The following is a 16,338-nucleotide window of genomic DNA, read 5'->3' as shown; positions in this document are numbered from 1 at the left end:
GATTTGAAAGTTGTTTTATTATTTAACATCTTATTTTAAAACAGAAAATTCAGTGAAAGAAGAAAATATAAAGAGATATATGAAGCTATTTTCGAATCTGAAGATATTTCCGTAAGTTTGTCCTGGAAAAAAAATTAGTAAACACACTTTAATTAATATGGCAGACGACAAGAAAATTATTTTCTCGATGGTTGGCGTGAGTAAGATTTTCCCGCCCCAGAAACAAGTATTGAAGAATATTTATCTGTCTTTCTTCTATGGAGCCAAGATCGGTATTATCGGTTTGAACGGTTCCGGTAAGTCTACCTTGCTGAAAATCATTGCAGGCATCGAAAAAGAATACCAGGGAGAAGTGGTATTTTCGCCCGGCTATTCGGTTGGTTACCTGGAACAGGACCCGAAACTGGAAGCAGGCAAAACTGTGAAAGAAATCGTACAGGAAGGTGTACAGGAGATTGTAGACACATTAAAAGAATACGAAGAAGTAAACGAAAAATTCGGTGATCCGGAAGTGCTGGATGATCCCGACAAAATGGATGCATTGATCGCCCGTCAGGCTGAATTGCAGGACAAGATCGACGCAACCGATGCCTGGAACCTCGACAGCCGCCTGGAACGTGCGATGGATGCCCTACGTTGCCCACCCGAAGACCAGATAGTCGATACGCTGTCCGGAGGTGAACGCCGCCGTGTCGCCCTTTGCCGCCTGTTGCTTCAGCAGCCGGATGTGTTGCTGCTCGATGAGCCGACCAACCACCTGGATGCCGAGTCGATCGACTGGCTGGAACAACACCTGCAGCAATATGCCGGTACGGTGATCTGTATCACGCACGACCGTTACTTCCTCGACCATGTGGCAGGCTGGATCCTGGAACTCGACCGTGGCGAAGGTATTCCCTGGAAAGGCAATTACTCTTCCTGGCTGGATCAGAAGACTAAGAAGATGGCTATGGAAGAAAAGCAGGTCAGCAAACGCCGCAAGACGTTGGAACGTGAGTTGGAATGGATCAACATGGCTCCCAAAGCCCGTCAGGCCAAGGGTAAGGCCCGTCTGAACTCATACGAAGCATTGTTGAATGAGGACCAGAAAGAACGCGAAGCCAAGCTGGAAATCTTTATCCCGAACGGTCCGCGTCTGGGTAACAAGGTGATCGAGGCACAACATGTAGCGAAGGCTTTCGGTGAGAAACTGTTGTTCGACGATCTCAACTTCATGCTTCCGCCAAACGGTATCGTCGGTGTAATCGGTCCGAACGGTGCCGGTAAGACTACGCTGTTCAAGATGATCATGGGCATGGAAAGCATCGACAAAGGTACATTCGAAGTAGGTGAAACAGTGAAAGTTGGTTATGCCGACCAGACACATAAAGATATCGATCCGAAAAAGACCGTTTTCCAGGTTGTTTCCGGAGGACAGGAATTTATCCGTGTAGGTGGAAAAGAGATCAACTCGCGCGCTTATCTGTCACGGTTCAACTTTGCAGGTGCCGACCAGGAAAAACTTTGCGGTGTCCTGTCCGGTGGAGAGCGTAACCGCCTGCACCTGGCCATCACGCTGAAAGCTGAGGCCAACGTGCTGCTGCTTGACGAACCGACAAACGATATCGACGTGAACACGCTGCGTGCACTGGAAGAAGGTTTGGAAAACTTCGCCGGATGTGCCGTTGTCGTTTCCCACGACCGTTGGTTCCTCGACCGCATCTGTACGCATATCCTGTCGTTCGAAGGCGATTCGAATGTGGTCTTCTACGAAGGAACATATTCCGAATATGAAGAATACAAGCGCAAACAGGGCGGCGATACAGAGCCTAAACGCGTACGTTACCGTAAACTTATTGTTGATTAATTACCATATAATTCATTTAGAACCATGAAAAAAAGAATGCTCTGCATGGCGGCTATCGCTACTGCTTTCCTATGTTTCGGAAGCGATGTAAACGCACAGAAAACGATTAAGTTGTTCAACGGGAAAGACCTTTCCAACTGGAATTTTGTCGTCGACAAGAATTCTGTTCCGGCCGAACAAGTTTATTCCGTAGGCGACGGCGTGATCAAGATCAAAGGACAGCCTTTCGGTTACATGTACACGAAAGAGAAATACGACAACTATAAGTTGCATGTGGAATGGCGTTGGCCGAATGGTGACCAGGGTGCGAACAGCGGTATTTTCCTGTTGATCGCCGAACCGAAGAATCCGTTCCCGAACGGCATCGAATGTAACCTGATGCTAGGCAGCGCCGGCGATTTCGTCCTGTTGGGCGGTTCCGACCTGGCACAATATCAAGGCAAACCCGGCGAACCTCGTCCCGGTTTTCCGGTAGTGAAAAAGAACGCTCCAAGCAGTGAAAAGCCTGCCGGAGAGTGGAACGAAGCCAACATCTACGTGAAAGACGGTAAGATTAACGTCTACATCAACGGTGTTTATCAGAACACCGGATGGAACAAACAGAAAGACGGTTACATCGGCTTGCAGAGCGAAGGGAAAGAAGTGGAATTCCGTAACGTAACGCTCACTCCCTGGTAATTTATGGAATACATCATCAGACCAGAGACGGAGCAAGATTACCCGGTAATCTACGAACTGATCCGGACAGCCTTCAAAACGGCGAACGTCAGTGACGGTGACGAACAGGACTTTGCCGTCAATTTAAGGAATAACAGTAAATTATACATTCCCGAACTGGCACTCGTAGCCGAAGAGGGTGACAAGCTGGTCGGTCATATCATGCTGACCAATACGTATATCACTCAACCAGACGGTAGCAGGTTCGACGTCCTGCTGGTTGCCCCGCTTTCGATCGCGCTGGAATACCGCAACAAGGGTATCGGCGGCGCACTTATGCGTGAAGGCCTGAAACGCGGTAAAGAGATGGGATATAAGGCGGCATTCTTGTGCGGCGATCCGAATTATTATCATCGGCTCGGCTTTAAGTCGATCGCTGATTTCGGACTGACACACAAAAGCATTCCGCCAGAATATGTCATGGGATATGAGTTAATCCCCGGCAGCCTGAAAGGTATTACAGGGGAAGTGCGGGTTGAATAAACGATTCCGAATCAGTCTGAAAAAATAACGAGGGTGTCAAAAAAGTATTTGGCACCCTCAATTTATTTGTATCCCTATTGGAGACTGAAATCAAATATCCGATTCTATAAGGAGATATTTTGACTTTTTGACTGCGAGGCAAGCCCCCCAATTACTACACCCACCGGATATTTATGAAAAAACATGATCTGCGCCGGCTTCACCGGAAACAATCACAAATATAGGATGAACATCTAACGTAACAATTTAGCTTCTTCATTGTTGTATCTAAGTCAACTATAAAAACGAACGCCAACATGAAACTGTACAGATCATTATATCTTCTTCTGCTACTATTGGTTATGCATATAACGGGGCAGGCACAATTGCAAAAGGTTATCAAGGATATTTTTTCGGCTGACGAAATAACGACGGATCATGGCGACTCAACTCGAGCTTCCAACAACAGATCAAGCACCACCGGGAATACAATTTCTGCCTCCTCCCCCGACTCTATTGCCTCGTCCGAACTGCAGAAATATCATGCAGCCTTCAAACTGAAAGCGGGCCAGATACAGAAACTGGATTCATTGCACCAGGAGACGGTAGCCAAACTAAAAGCAGGCAACCTCCACAAAAACTGGTGGGAAACCGGAAAACATATTCTCTATTTCATGCTGGTACTGTTGGGACAATACTTGCTGTTCCGCCTCTCCTCCTGGCTCTACCGGAAAGCAAAAGCACGCATCCAACAACTGAAAGACACCAAACTGAAACCAATTGCCATCCAGAACTATGAAATTCTGGATACGCAGAAACAGGTCACTCTGTTGATCTTCCTGGCAAATATCCTCCGCTACCTCCTGCTGTTTATCCTGCTGGTACTGACGATTCCGATCCTTTTCTCGATCTTCCCGCAGACCAAAGAACTTGCCTACAAGATCGCTTATTACATCTGGAATCCGGTAAAAAGTATCCTGGAGGGAATCCTCGATTATATCCCTAACCTTTTCACGATTATCGTGATCTGCCTGGTCATTAAATACGTCATCAGGGGAATCCGTTACTTGGCAACAGAAATAGATGCCGGAAGATTGAACATTAACGGCTTTTATGCGGATTGGGCGATGCCGACCTATCATATCGTCCGTTTTCTGTTGTATGCGTTTATGATCGCCATGATTTATCCCTATTTACCCGGTGCCAATTCGGGAGTGTTTCAGGGAGTATCCGTTTTTGTCGGGCTGATCGTCTCGCTCGGTTCCAGTACGGTGATCGGGAATATTATCGCTGGTTTCGTGATTACTTATATGCGCGCTTTCAAGCAGGGCGACCGGATTAAACTGAACGATACGGTTGGCAATGTGATAGAAAAGACCGCCTTCGTCACCCGTCTCCGTACGATAAAGAACGAGATCGTAACGATACCGAACTCGTTCATCATGTCGTCACAGACAGTCAACTACACGTCTTCGGCACGGACCTACGGGCTGATCATCCACTCGGAGGTAACGATCGGTTACGATGCCCCCTGGCGCAAAGTACATCAACTCCTGATAGATGCCGCCAAAGCAACACCCGGCGTCATGCCTGAGCCAGCCCCCTTCGTCCTTGAAACGGCTTTGAGTGACTTCTACCCCGTCTATCAGGTCAACGCCTATATCCAGGAAGCGAACAATATGACGACCATCTATTCAGCCCTTCACCAGAATATCCAGGATTATTTCGATAAGGCAGGTGTAGAGATCATGTCGCCCCATTACACGGCATTCCGCAACGGCAACGCATCTACGATCCCTAAAGAAAAAGATACGAAAACGAATTAAGCAGGTTTAGTGCCTATCTGTAACCTTTTCCATTTGACGAAGCCGTCGATGGGTTTGTCGAGCTAGAAAAGGAGACGGTCGTCGGCAACGGTGCGGAGGACGGCGGAACGACATAGAGGAAGGCGCATTTGGGCGATGTTGAAAGAAGCCTTCATCAAAACGACTTCGTAACCATCATGAACAACCTCTATGTCCAGGCTTACAGGAAAATTCATAACTGCAAGATAATAAGCAGAACGTTCGTAAGCACACCAGGTCTCGCCTTCCAGATATAGATAGACATACCTCTTGTTATCTACTTCGTTGAGTAAGATTAATTCTATGTCGAATACTTGTTTCATAATATGAAAATAAATTATTTAAGACTATCTAACGATGTGTTATCATTGTTGCTTTTCTGCTTCTTTTTTCTTCTGTCATGTACCAAACTATCTTTTCTATTATTCAAATATTCCAACAAATCTTTGCCCGGTTTGAATTTAACGCTGTTACGGGGCTTTATCATAAAGGGCATATTCTTTCTCGGATTACGTCCCGGTCGTCCCGCTTGTTTCCATAAAGAGAAAGTTCCGAATCCCATCAGAGTTATCGAGTCCTCCTCCATCAGAGACTTGCCCAACTCTTCTTCCCAGACTGTCACAAAAGCCTGGGCTTCTTTCTCTTTTATGGAGAGCCTTTCGGCTATTTTCTTGATTAAAATTGTTCGGTTCATATGATTATTTTTTATCCTGTATACAACGATAGCCTATATTTGATGGAGTATCAGAAACGGTAGTTGTAGTGCTTCCCCATTCTACCAGACTAAACTTTGAATGATCATAGCCATAATACAGATCACCTGTAACTGATTTTGTACAACTAAAATAACTTTTACTGATTTCCATACCTTCTCTATCGTCAACCCTATTATAAATAATAACTGCCAATTCTTTTTGATTCGGAAGGCGCCAATCTGTACCTTTTTTTTCAGCACAAGGATTACTTGAACTTGCCAAACCAGCATTAACACTACCATCCTCATTACTTATCCAATCGCCAACATAAAAAATTTCAGGCAAACGGTTTTCTTCGTCAAAAGCATTGTGACCAAAGGTTAGTGCGCCACTCACATTAGAACGTTTAGCCTTTGAATTTAGTCGTTCAAACGAATAAAAATAAGCTGTATTCTCACCATAATGGTTATTAGAGGTTACTACAAAATTTACCGCATCATTACTTACATTTCTCAAATTACGTATGCAACGGTATGGATAATCGTTTTTTTCTTTATGATATCCAACAGCCGCCCCCTCATAGGCCAGCAAAACATAATAACCAGTAATATATGCCGAACTACTGACATAAGAATAATCAGAATTACTACCACCATTCTCCTGATTATATAATCGTGCTTCTTTCGGTAAAGCATCTTCTCCCACAACAAATCCCAAGTATTGTTTCACAGAAGGAAGATACCATCGTAATTCATTATCATCAATAACACCATTACCATCTAAATCCCGGTTTCGTGACAGGCAAGCATATTCGGCATATTTTTTATTTAGTTCATTATTTTGATAATTGATATATGAATTCCAAGACCACTTTCCTTTTGAATTTGGATTATCTAAATTCAGAAATCCTACCATATTAGTACGTCCCTGAAATGCACCATTCTTATACGTGAGATTTTTGACAGGTAAACCCTCTCCTTCCTGACTCCATTCCGTCCCCCAACCATTTCCACTCTTCTCTAAATAGTCCAAATCGAATATCGTGCAAATCGGTCGTTGGGAAAATGTATATGCAGCCATACTGAGCGTACTGGAGGACAGATCATTTTTCCTAAAATATGTACAAATTTGAATTGTACGTGGCTGCGTATTAATAAAATCTTTCAGAGGTAAACCCACAAACGGGTCATAGCCTCCCCCCGGACCTCCGTAATAATATTCATCGATAAAACAAGTATAGCGTATAGAATCAGAATCCTCATAATCAGGATCTGAAGCTGCATTAAACAGGTCGGTTTTAAACTCGTCTGCGTTAAACGGATTTCCACATGTAGGATCATTGCTGTCTCTATATTTAGCAAAGGTCGTGACATCTTTCGGATTTCTTCTATATTCAACCCAATCCAGATCTGTCTCATCTGACACAAATTTGTTTCTGGGAGTTGCTGCCTGTATTAAAAAATTTTGTTTGAAAATCTGCAAGGCTTCATCTCCCCCATCGGCTGTTATTCCATACTCCGCAATTAAATCCAATATTTGTCGTTTTGAAAAAGATATTACAGTCGTTTCATAATGGGCATCGAAAGTTCGTACTCTTTGAGATGAAAGGAACATATCGCCATCACCTCCCCAGTTCTCATTATCCGCTCCTGATTTTTCGACCTCTACAATCAATTTATCCACACCTGAGATATTGACAGTATAAGTGTAGCGGTTGTTCCTAAAAATGTCGAAATTCGTAAAATCCGTTTTATCTCCAACTTTCCAAAGTCCCAAATGAATATAATAGGTTACCTGTGCCTTTACATATTTACTGCCATCTACATTATTAACTGTTTCTGTAGTTTCTCCTTCATATGTACCTTCTAAAACAAGGTAAGCAGAGTTATCGTTGGCAACTTCAAAATGTTCCGGTTTTCCGTTCGTCATTTCTCTTTTATCATATTCATCGACAATTATGTCAGTATTCTTCATCTTCTTCCGGTTTTCCATCATAAGGAAAGAGAAAATGTTATAATCACCTTCTTTACTGAAATCAGCATTGGCTTTAGATTTAAAATAAACAGCATCAGTTTCGTTATAATCATTCTCTTGCTCAAAAATGTTCGTGTTCTTAGGTATTTGTTTTAGTTGCCAGCTCGTTGGCACGAAAGTCGCAGCTGTATTTACACAAGCAACTTTGAACATAATGGATGACATCACATGCTTAAGAAGAATCTTTCCGTCGACAGTTCCATTTGTGCTGATTGAACAAGATTGATCACGGTTATAATCATATTCCTTTCCATTGGAAACAACCCAGCCACTCATCAAAAACTCTCCATCGAGAACCGATATGCTTTCCTGCAATAATTGAGTACTCAGCCTTTTTAACTCCTTGATTGTAGATATTTTTTCCAAGTCATCCGTTTTCAAGTTAAAAAGTGAATTTTGATAATTAGCAATCGCATAGATATAACGTGAACCGGACGTTGTTGTGATTTTTACTGTTTTATTCTGTAATTCTTCCGCAGAACAAATATGCGTCTCACCAACCTTCTCACCATTCATCTTAAAAATAAAGACGGCCAGCGAACCAACCCGGTTCTCCTCACTTATATCCGTAGCACGGGTTTCTATCTTTGTCGGATCTGTCGACTGAAAAGAGATAGTAGCCGTTACCAGCACACCTTCTTCTACTTTCGGCCCGATCAACGTTTCATCCGTACAGGCTACACATGCTAATAAACTGATCAGTAAACAGATTAAATTTTTATTTGAGTGTATCATAAATTTTATTTTTTATTTCCATGAATTGCTACATTATCATTATGAAAAAATATGAATCATTTGAACTTAATATTCTGTTCTTCGTTATCTTTAATCTTTACTATTTCATATTCAAATGAAACACCTTGTCTCTGATTAACTGTTATATTCGCATTGATAGTCTGATTGTAAGATCTCCCTGCCCATAAAGCTTTCAGTTTTCCATCTTCTACAGAAGTGAAATCAACCGTGATCTCTTTTTCGATAGTTTGCTTATTTCCATTTATAGAAATTGTTAATTCTGCATTTATGATAAGTATAGGATTATTTACTGCGTAAGTGTAATAGAAGAAAGAAGTCCGTCCATTTGATTCCAAAGATATTTCTTTTGCATCGATCGTTTTAGGATGACCAGTGATTTCTGTACTTTCAACGATGTTGGCCTTATAACTGTATGCTTTAATTTCGACAGTAACCAGATCTTTCCCGTTCACATCAACAATCGGTTCATTCAATACAACGTTTACACGTGCCGTCAGTTGTTCTAATAAAACATCTAACGTTTTATTATATTCATTGATCACCTTATCCTCTATTATGCAAACTTTGGTCAGATTGCTCAGATGTCCAACAGTCTTGGAAGTAAATTCTTTGTATATATAAAGATTATTAAATTCATTTATATCATCAACATTAGCTACAACGACCACATTTACTATACCCTCCTTAACGCCCGGGACTATTACATTTCCTTCTGGATTACCTTCTTTGGCTACATAACCGATGCGGGCATTTGTCCCTTTTTCAAAGACTGCGATCACATAATTATTAATAGTCAGTTCATCTCCAACTCCACTTTTTGTGCCGATCCCCTCTGTCATCATACATACAGATATGGAAATTTTACCGTTGCTTACGTTTGTTGTGATGTTGTCGATACCTTCTATTTCAGAAGAACAAGCGGTGAATGACATAACCATTAAAATTGCCAGAATGATATTTTTTGCGTTCATAGGAATGAATATTTAGCGAATTAAAATTTTACCCTTTCGATTACAATGCAAATGTACGGCAAGTCCGAATAGTGGACGATAGGCAAATATTACATGTGAGCGAGGTATTTTTTAAAGCGTTTATTTTAATACAAACACCCTATTAAAAAGATAAATATACCCTACAAAAAACAGTTGTTTCAAATAAAAAAAGAACAGAAAAATCCGGATGAAAAAAGTGTTTCCGGAAATGAAAAAAAGACCATGCAAAGTGAGAAAAGTATTTTTTAATGAATACCTACATTGGATAGGCATTTATTGCAAAGCAAAGGGGAAACGACCAACTAATGACGGTATCCCCCTTTTTTCTCAAAAAGCTACACGATATTATTCTATTACCGGACGATCATCATCACCACCTCCCGGAGTATCCGGATCAGTCGGTATGAGCGGGATATCGGTCGACGGAGGAACGGATTGTTTTAAAACCTGCTGCTTATAATGTACTATCTCCTGGTTTTGCAACATGATAAGGTTCTTATAAAGAGTATCCCCTTCCAATACGACATGTGCATTGATCTGCCGGACCACTTCCTGGTAGATAGCATCGGTCGCCTTGCGTGCCCCGGCCAATTTATAATCCGGCTTATCGAGTAATTCTTTATTACGACTGTCGGTGTAAGTACGAACATTGAGATTCGATGATTTCAACTGGGTAAGAAACATATCCAACCCGAGCTTATGAACTTCATCGGCATATTTGTTTTCCAGGTCATATATGATATTTATCAATAGACCGGTTTCTTTATCCAATTGTTCCCTGACATTGAGTTTATAGTCTTTGATCAACTGGTCGATCCTGACAGCAGCAGCATGGACCTCTTGGTCAGCAACAGATAATTGCGCTTTCACAACAGCCTTTATCGCCATAAAAAGAGAGTCACGCTGTTTATCAAATTCACTTATCTTGTCTGAATTCAGGCTTTTCTGCGAAACTTTCAAGACTGCATCTTCATTGTCAATGGCCTGTTTATAGGCGGCCAAAACTGCCGTTAGTTTCTCTTTTACTGCCGTATCGGCATCGATGCGGTTATAGAAATCGAGATTGTAGAGATAGTGTGCCCCATTATTCATGCGGCCGACACTGATTGTGCTAATTTCCATGTGATTTATGATTTAAATGATCTTTTTCACCCTGTAATACTGCAAAACGCTCATGCAACATTGTTTGAGGTTTTTGCAGTGCTGCAAACTGTCCGTACAGTTCTGTTCGGGGCTTCGCACTGCTGCAAAACGTCCCCACAGTCATGATTGAAGCCTTTGTAGTGCAACAAGGCCTCCAACAGGACTGCGTGGAAGTCTTGCAACGCTACAAGGGCTTTTATCAATTTACACCTTCGTGCTGTTCTTCTTCAACAGACCAATCGTCGGGAGTAACCGTTACCGTTGCAAAGGCATTTTCACGATATTCTTCGTCGCCGGAGCCTTTTCCTGAGATGGTCGCGCTGATGCGGATCACGTAATTACGGATCACACCGGCAAGTTCCTTTCCCTGGGTATCTTTCATATCTTTCAACCGGATAAAGAAATAACGATCTTTCAGAATTGGTTCGTCATCCGTTTCAGGTAGAATATCTCCTTTCAGAATCAGCGTAGTCGGTAGTTTATTTCCATCTTCCGTATTTTCCGTTACGTAGCATCGCCAAGCTTTCTTACCATTTATTTCCTCCGATGTCATAGAACCTCCCGGAGATATAATAACCGCCTCTCCCCCCTCTGCCGGATCAAACAAATTCAGACTTTCCAAATAATTTCCGGGAGTATAAGAATCGTCAGAATCCGCCTCCTTTTTACCATGCAAATAGGTGAGCCCGGCAGCTCCGTCTTTCAGTTCGACCGAATGTTCGCTGAAACTGCGGTCTGACAAATAGGTATGGCTTTTAACCTGGGTGGTATATACCCGTTTCAGACGAAAGCGGGCATTGGCCTTTTGCAGGTCGGCAGCATTTTCATCACTCCAGATTACACCGATCTTCTCAAAGTCGATACGACTGGCGGTACGGTAGACACTGACAGGTGAAGTACTATGAAATTTTGCATCTACCGGAGCATCTTTGAAAACCTCTTTAGAACCGATATAGTTAGCTCCCGCATTAAGGGTGATTTCTATGAACTGGCTGCACATAGGTTGGTTATCGACCCTTATATCTTTCAATGCAAAAGTTTCCTCTTTTAATTTTTCAAGTGTTGAAAAACTTCTATTTCCGACATTGACTAAGATCACATACGTATATTTTGTAATGCTCTTGGCACTGATCCGGATGGTGTCGGGTGTTTCGCTTCCCTCCGAACCATAATCCACATAAGACGAAGTTAGCAAACCGCCGTCCTCCTTGAACAGGGCGGCACAGATATTATGGATCGTGGCTTCGCCTTTCTGGGTTTCGGCTGATTCATTTTTCTTCGTATTTGTATCACGTAACGAGCTTTTTGTCAGTACCGAACCGGGGGCGACCGATAAAGTAAGTGTCGCATCCTGCGGCACGATCACTTCGGGTTCGTCGTCACCTGAAGAACAGGAGGCCAGCAAGCACATGGCCAGCAGAAAAGGGATGATATTGATTGGTTTCATATTTTTCTTCTTTTATTTTATTTCTTCAGTCTGATGTACATATCCCCAACCGGCCACTTCCACACGGACATCGAGCGAGGCATCGTTATCGAAGCTGGTTTCCGTAAAAGTGACATGAAGGCGGTAGATATAATTCCGTTTCACATAATTATGATCGTAGCCGTTCAGCACGCCGTTGCGGTTGATCGGCGAAGTGAAGAGACGGGTCTGGTTCGTTTCCAACAGGGTCGCCTTCACGACCAGTAAGGTCGGGGCAGCATCGGACGAACTGTTTTCAAACGCATAAGTTTCAAAAACAGGTGTTAGGCGGGGAGTCTTGTCATTCACTGTCAGGTTAAAATCGCTTCCGAGAAAATCAGACGGATAGGAAGCGGGGGCAAAAAGGGAGGCTGCTTCCGAAACTCCTGCTCCGTATATCAGGCTGGCTTGTCCGACAGGGGCTTCCACCTTGCCCCAATCAGCTTCGCTGAAGTAATAGGATTTGCTTTTAACATTCGCGAGTGCGATATGATCGATACGTACTGTTTTCCCTTCCAAGGGAGAGTTGGCAAAACGGGTCTCGATAGTATTCATTTCCACACGGGCGGCGATGCGGGTAAGCAACAGCGGGGTGGAAATATTGTCGATGTTATCTCCTGCCGTAAAGCCGATCAGGTTGTCTTCTCCCTTTACAAGTGGCTGTTCAGTACGGATCACTTGCGTGCTAAAAGTCAACGACTCCTGCGACTGTGATGCGAGGTCGGCCAGGCTCGACTGCAACCCGGCATAATTACCGATCGAACCGGCGATGCTTTCAGGAAGGTTTGCCAATACGACAAGCATAATACGCTCCGGTCGGGTTTCTATATTGGTGACGGTCAGCATATCGGAGTTGGGATTCTCCACATGCCCATAACCGATTAATTCAGAACCGTCGCTACTGAACACGTAGGCACTCAGACTATGTATATCGCTTTCACCGGGCAAGGCGTTCGGATCGTCATTCGTGGCCTTGCTCTCCGTCTCACTGCGCAATTGCAGTCCGACGGAAAGAGTGGCTTCTGTGACCGGAGGCGTCGACGGCCCTTCGTCTTTCGAACAGGACGCCAACAACGTCACAACAGATATGGATAAAATAACTTTATGTATGATCATCTTTCTAAGTCGGTTTAATTGTTGATTGATTTAAAATTCGATATGGTCGTCCACCGTTCCCCAGGGACGAACCGTTTGACGGACAGAAAGCAAGGCTCCGTTTTCCCCGAAACGGAGCACGACATAGAGTACACCGGCTTCGGGAGCTTTTAGCGGATCGCCGTTATCGTCGTGGGTAGCGGTAGCCAGCGTACAATCTTCTGCCGTCAGCTCCACACTCAGGTTCTCACCAAAGCATATCCGGTAGTTAGGGGCGAAATATTCCTTGTTTTCATCCCAACCGGCGTCGGGTGAATAATAGACACTATCCCCGATCAACTGTCCCTGATAATCGAAACCACTCAAAGTTCGGTTTATGAAATAATCGCATTTAATGTCTTCGTTCGCCACTGAAGGGAAATTTTTTTCCAATGCATATTTGATATTTTCCGTAACAATATTGACTTGCGACAATTTGGGACGAACCACGATCGTATCATTTTTATAATAACCGCCGTCGGCTTTTGTCTGCACCAGACGGTTGCCGTAGAAAAGATCGTCGGGTTTCTGAGCCAAACCGTTACGATTTTTGAGCATGACCTTCAATTCTTCAATCAGCTCGCTTTCCGTAACAGTTTGGTTTTTTCCCGAAAGATTTCCCCAGGCTACCACATGTAGGTTACGATCTTCGGGATAGATAAGTCTGATTTCTTCGCGGTTGCGTATCTGTCCTTCCGTCAAACGAACAGTTTCCAGAAAGGTATAGTCTTCATCGAAAACATAGAGGGAAGCGTCGGCCAGGGCGATTCCCGTGATATCATCGCCTTTTGCGTTTTCGGCTTTCAGGGTCAGCTTATAACAGGCTGCCAGATTTTCCTGAATACAACCGGTCAATATCAGAGCTGTGCCACAGACAGCAGCCAACAGCCATCGACGGGGGTGATTGATCTGTTTCATATTATATTTCGATTTCTTCATTTATAGTTATTGTATCAAGTGTCACATCGTCCCATGTATTCACTTTAATAGTAACCGACATGTCGACATTATCCTTGTTGTCTCCGGGTTCAGGCGAACCTTTTCCCTCGATGGTCGCGGAAATCTTGTAAACGGTGTTGCGCTGAACACCTTTGGCGAGTTTGATGCGGTAGTAACGGTTCGTAAGGACAGGTTTATCGTTTTCGCTGTCGTACAAATCGCCTTTGATATAAAGGATAACACTCTCTTTCGTATCAGAATTAGTCATTGCGTAAAAGCGGGCGAGGTCAGTATGATTTTCTTCGCCGACCTTTATAACAGTAGCCGGAGAAAACCCTTTATTCAGATTGTCATCCTTCATATTTCCTTCTGCAATATCACCACCTTCAAAATAGTCGTCTATTCCACATGAATAACCTTCCTTAATCTCAATGGGATGTTTTTCCGTCGGGGTATCAAATTTCCACTCTGTCATGTCGAACAAATAAGAGTTCGGACGGACATTGGCCAAAAATACCTGGCTTAACCGGAATTCCAGACCCTCTATATTTTTCAGGTCCTCATCTTTCCAAGCAACATCCAGTTTGCTCAGTTCCACACGGCCGACTACTCGTTTGACTTTTTCTTCTATGGGATTCTCTTTGGAGGTGATTTCTATATCTCGGGCAATATTGCTCATAACAAATCCTTTCGTATTCCCTTGTTCAGACAGTATTGTAGACAAGTTGTAATAATCAGCCGGAACGAATGAATTTTTATCTTCGGTATTAGCCATTACCAGCATTTTATAAGTACCAGTTTTCAAAGCGACACGAATCTGTTTATTGCCTCCAATACCTATTTCCTTGAATGCATGTCCTATCACTTCATTTCTTGCCATATCGAAAAAAACCACGGTCAGGTTTTTAATCGCATTTTCATCCTCAGTACCAGGTTGCGACTCTTGGGATTGTTCCCCGTCACCACTTTTCGTTGCGGTAATGCCATCCACCCCCACGGAAACAGTGGCAAAAACATCATCGTCCGGAACCGGTGCAGGTCCCTCCTCCTTTGTACAGGAGATCATCAACACACCGGACAACAGCAGGATATATAATTTATTTCGTTTCATATCGGAATTGTTTTATCTGAATTAATCAATCGACGGATTTTCAACGATCTCACCCCAGGCTTGCACTTCCACCATACTTGTGAGAGTCGTATCGGAATATGGTCCTTTGATAATAGCATCGATCGAATAGATGACATTACGCCGTACATACAAATGCTCCGTAACATTCGTGATATCATCGTGTTGCCGGTTTACTACGATCGGATAATAAATATTTTTTATTTCTTGCATCATTCCGTTTTTATCTTTATAACGATAGGTTCCACGAATGACCAGAAGGGTATGCCAGGTCGTTTCCTGCATATTTTCGTAAACGGTATAGGTATTGCTTGCACAGTTCGCAATAAGGCCAGTCTCTTCCGTCACATTGCGGAAATCATAGTTATAAACTGTACGCAGGTCGGCAGATAATTTCGGTGCTTTTTCTTTATAGATACTTTCCAGATCGGCATTTTCTCCTGTCAGGAAAAAATCAGAAAAAGAATGATCGGTTACTTCTACGGCTCCCCAGTCGTTTTCACTGATATAATGGGAATAATTCTTTACGTTGGCCATAAAAACGGATTCGAGTTTGAAACTTGCCTGGTCGGCGTATTCCTCCAACGGACGCAGGAATAGTTTGTTCAGATAAATACGGGCTACCGTGCGATAGATGGTCACCGGAGAGGCCGTGATCAGGTGAGCTCCCTCCTTTTGCAACCCGATCGTGTTCTTACCGGGTTTCAAAACATAGGAATGTACTCCCGAACTCATTGTCGGGGCTGTATCTTCATTTTCAAGTTTTTGGGTAAGGGCCAGAAACTGGTCCAGCGAGGTTAAAGCATTGAAAGTACCTTCTGGCGCATTGGCGACAAGAAGCATACGGATAGTCCCGGCTTTCAGCGGGGTAATGTCTTCAATAGTGTCTGTTTGTGTGACTTCGCGGGCGACAATCAATTTGTCCGCATTCTCTCCTGAAGTTCCGAAAATAGCCACATAAAGTCTTCCTATCGCAGAGTCACCGGCTTTTGTCCCTATCTGCGGGATCGTGATACGTAATGAGAGCGTAGCTTCCCCGATATCATCTATCTCCCGGCCTCCGTCATGGGAACAGGATAGCAAGGTGAGAAACAGGAATACATTGTAAAATAAAACCCTACTGTTCATATATTAATAGTTTTATATATCGTCAAACCGGAATATTTTAAAAGTAAATCAATC

Annotated in this window: 14 protein-coding genes; 4 read left to right on the top strand and 10 right to left on the bottom strand. The window is 43.2% G+C overall.

The genetic code is table 11. The features are described 5' to 3' along the window. The first annotated feature begins 157 nt into the window (after positions 1–157). The 4 genes from ettA to QZ076_RS12700 all read left to right on the top strand — a co-directional run bounded on the left by ettA (position 158) and on the right by QZ076_RS12700 (position 4,851). Positions 158–1,846, top strand: coding sequence for an energy-dependent translational throttle protein EttA (ettA, locus tag QZ076_RS12715; protein WP_293713685.1), 1,689 nt, complete (start codon positions 158–160; stop codon positions 1,844–1,846). A 24-nt stretch (positions 1,847–1,870) separates the two neighbouring features. Then, a complete protein-coding gene (locus QZ076_RS12710) occupies positions 1,871–2,524 on the top strand; it encodes a DUF1080 domain-containing protein (RefSeq protein ID WP_293713684.1) in 654 nt (217 codons plus the stop codon). 3 nt (positions 2,525–2,527) lie between these two features. Next, the gene (locus QZ076_RS12705; protein ID WP_293713683.1) at positions 2,528–3,046 is read left to right on the top strand and encodes an N-acetyltransferase; all 519 of its coding nucleotides are present in this window, start codon (positions 2,528–2,530) and stop codon (positions 3,044–3,046) included. Positions 3,047–3,342: 296 nt separating this feature from the next. Continuing rightward, positions 3,343–4,851 (top strand): mechanosensitive ion channel family protein, encoded by a 1,509-nt coding sequence (locus QZ076_RS12700; protein WP_293713682.1) that lies wholly within the window; start codon positions 3,343–3,345, stop codon positions 4,849–4,851. Positions 4,852–4,913: 62 nt separating this feature from the next. Here QZ076_RS12700 and QZ076_RS12695 read toward each other — a convergent pair whose 3' ends face one another. From QZ076_RS12695 to QZ076_RS12650, 10 genes are all read right to left on the bottom strand, one after another. Beyond that, the gene (locus QZ076_RS12695; protein ID WP_293713681.1) at positions 4,914–5,192 is read right to left on the bottom strand and encodes a hypothetical protein; all 279 of its coding nucleotides are present in this window, start codon (positions 5,190–5,192) and stop codon (positions 4,914–4,916) included. Positions 5,193–5,206: 14 nt separating this feature from the next. Further along, positions 5,207–5,563, bottom strand: a complete 357-nt coding sequence (locus tag QZ076_RS12690; RefSeq protein WP_293713680.1) for an HU family DNA-binding protein — start codon at positions 5,561–5,563, stop codon at positions 5,207–5,209. A gap of 4 nt (positions 5,564–5,567) precedes the next feature. Beyond that, positions 5,568–8,333: a fimbrial protein gene (locus tag QZ076_RS12685; RefSeq protein WP_293713679.1), complete on the bottom strand. Its 2,766-nt coding sequence runs from the start codon at positions 8,331–8,333 to the stop codon at positions 5,568–5,570. 56 nt (positions 8,334–8,389) lie between these two features. Continuing rightward, positions 8,390–9,325, bottom strand: a complete 936-nt coding sequence (locus QZ076_RS12680; RefSeq protein ID WP_293713678.1) for a hypothetical protein — start codon at positions 9,323–9,325, stop codon at positions 8,390–8,392. Positions 9,326–9,691: 366 nt separating this feature from the next. Continuing rightward, positions 9,692–10,468 carry a DUF6261 family protein gene (locus tag QZ076_RS12675; RefSeq protein ID WP_293713677.1) on the bottom strand — a complete coding sequence of 259 codons (777 nt, stop codon included), beginning with the start codon at positions 10,466–10,468 and terminating at the stop codon, positions 9,692–9,694. A 220-nt stretch (positions 10,469–10,688) separates the two neighbouring features. Next, positions 10,689–11,936, bottom strand: coding sequence for a fimbrial protein (locus QZ076_RS12670; RefSeq protein WP_293713676.1), 1,248 nt, complete (start codon positions 11,934–11,936; stop codon positions 10,689–10,691). A 12-nt stretch (positions 11,937–11,948) separates the two neighbouring features. After that, positions 11,949–13,070: a fimbrial protein gene (locus QZ076_RS12665; protein WP_293713675.1), complete on the bottom strand. Its 1,122-nt coding sequence runs from the start codon at positions 13,068–13,070 to the stop codon at positions 11,949–11,951. 30 nt (positions 13,071–13,100) lie between these two features. Continuing rightward, complete coding sequence (locus tag QZ076_RS12660) at positions 13,101–14,027, bottom strand: FimB/Mfa2 family fimbrial subunit (protein WP_293713674.1); 927 nt, start codon at positions 14,025–14,027, stop codon at positions 13,101–13,103. Further along, positions 14,008–15,138, bottom strand: a complete 1,131-nt coding sequence (locus QZ076_RS12655; protein ID WP_293713673.1) for a fimbrial protein — start codon at positions 15,136–15,138, stop codon at positions 14,008–14,010. The genes QZ076_RS12660 and QZ076_RS12655 overlap by 20 nt, the downstream gene beginning before the upstream one ends. A gap of 21 nt (positions 15,139–15,159) precedes the next feature. Then, positions 15,160–16,284, bottom strand: coding sequence for a fimbrial protein (locus tag QZ076_RS12650; protein ID WP_293713672.1), 1,125 nt, complete (start codon positions 16,282–16,284; stop codon positions 15,160–15,162). Positions 16,285–16,338: the final 54 nt, after the last annotated feature.

The organism is uncultured Parabacteroides sp., assembly GCF_905196875.1.
Classification (GTDB): Bacteria; Bacteroidota; Bacteroidia; order Bacteroidales; family Tannerellaceae; genus Parabacteroides.
Note: the sequence above shows the minus strand (reverse complement) of the source record. Positions and strands in the feature narration are given on the sequence as shown.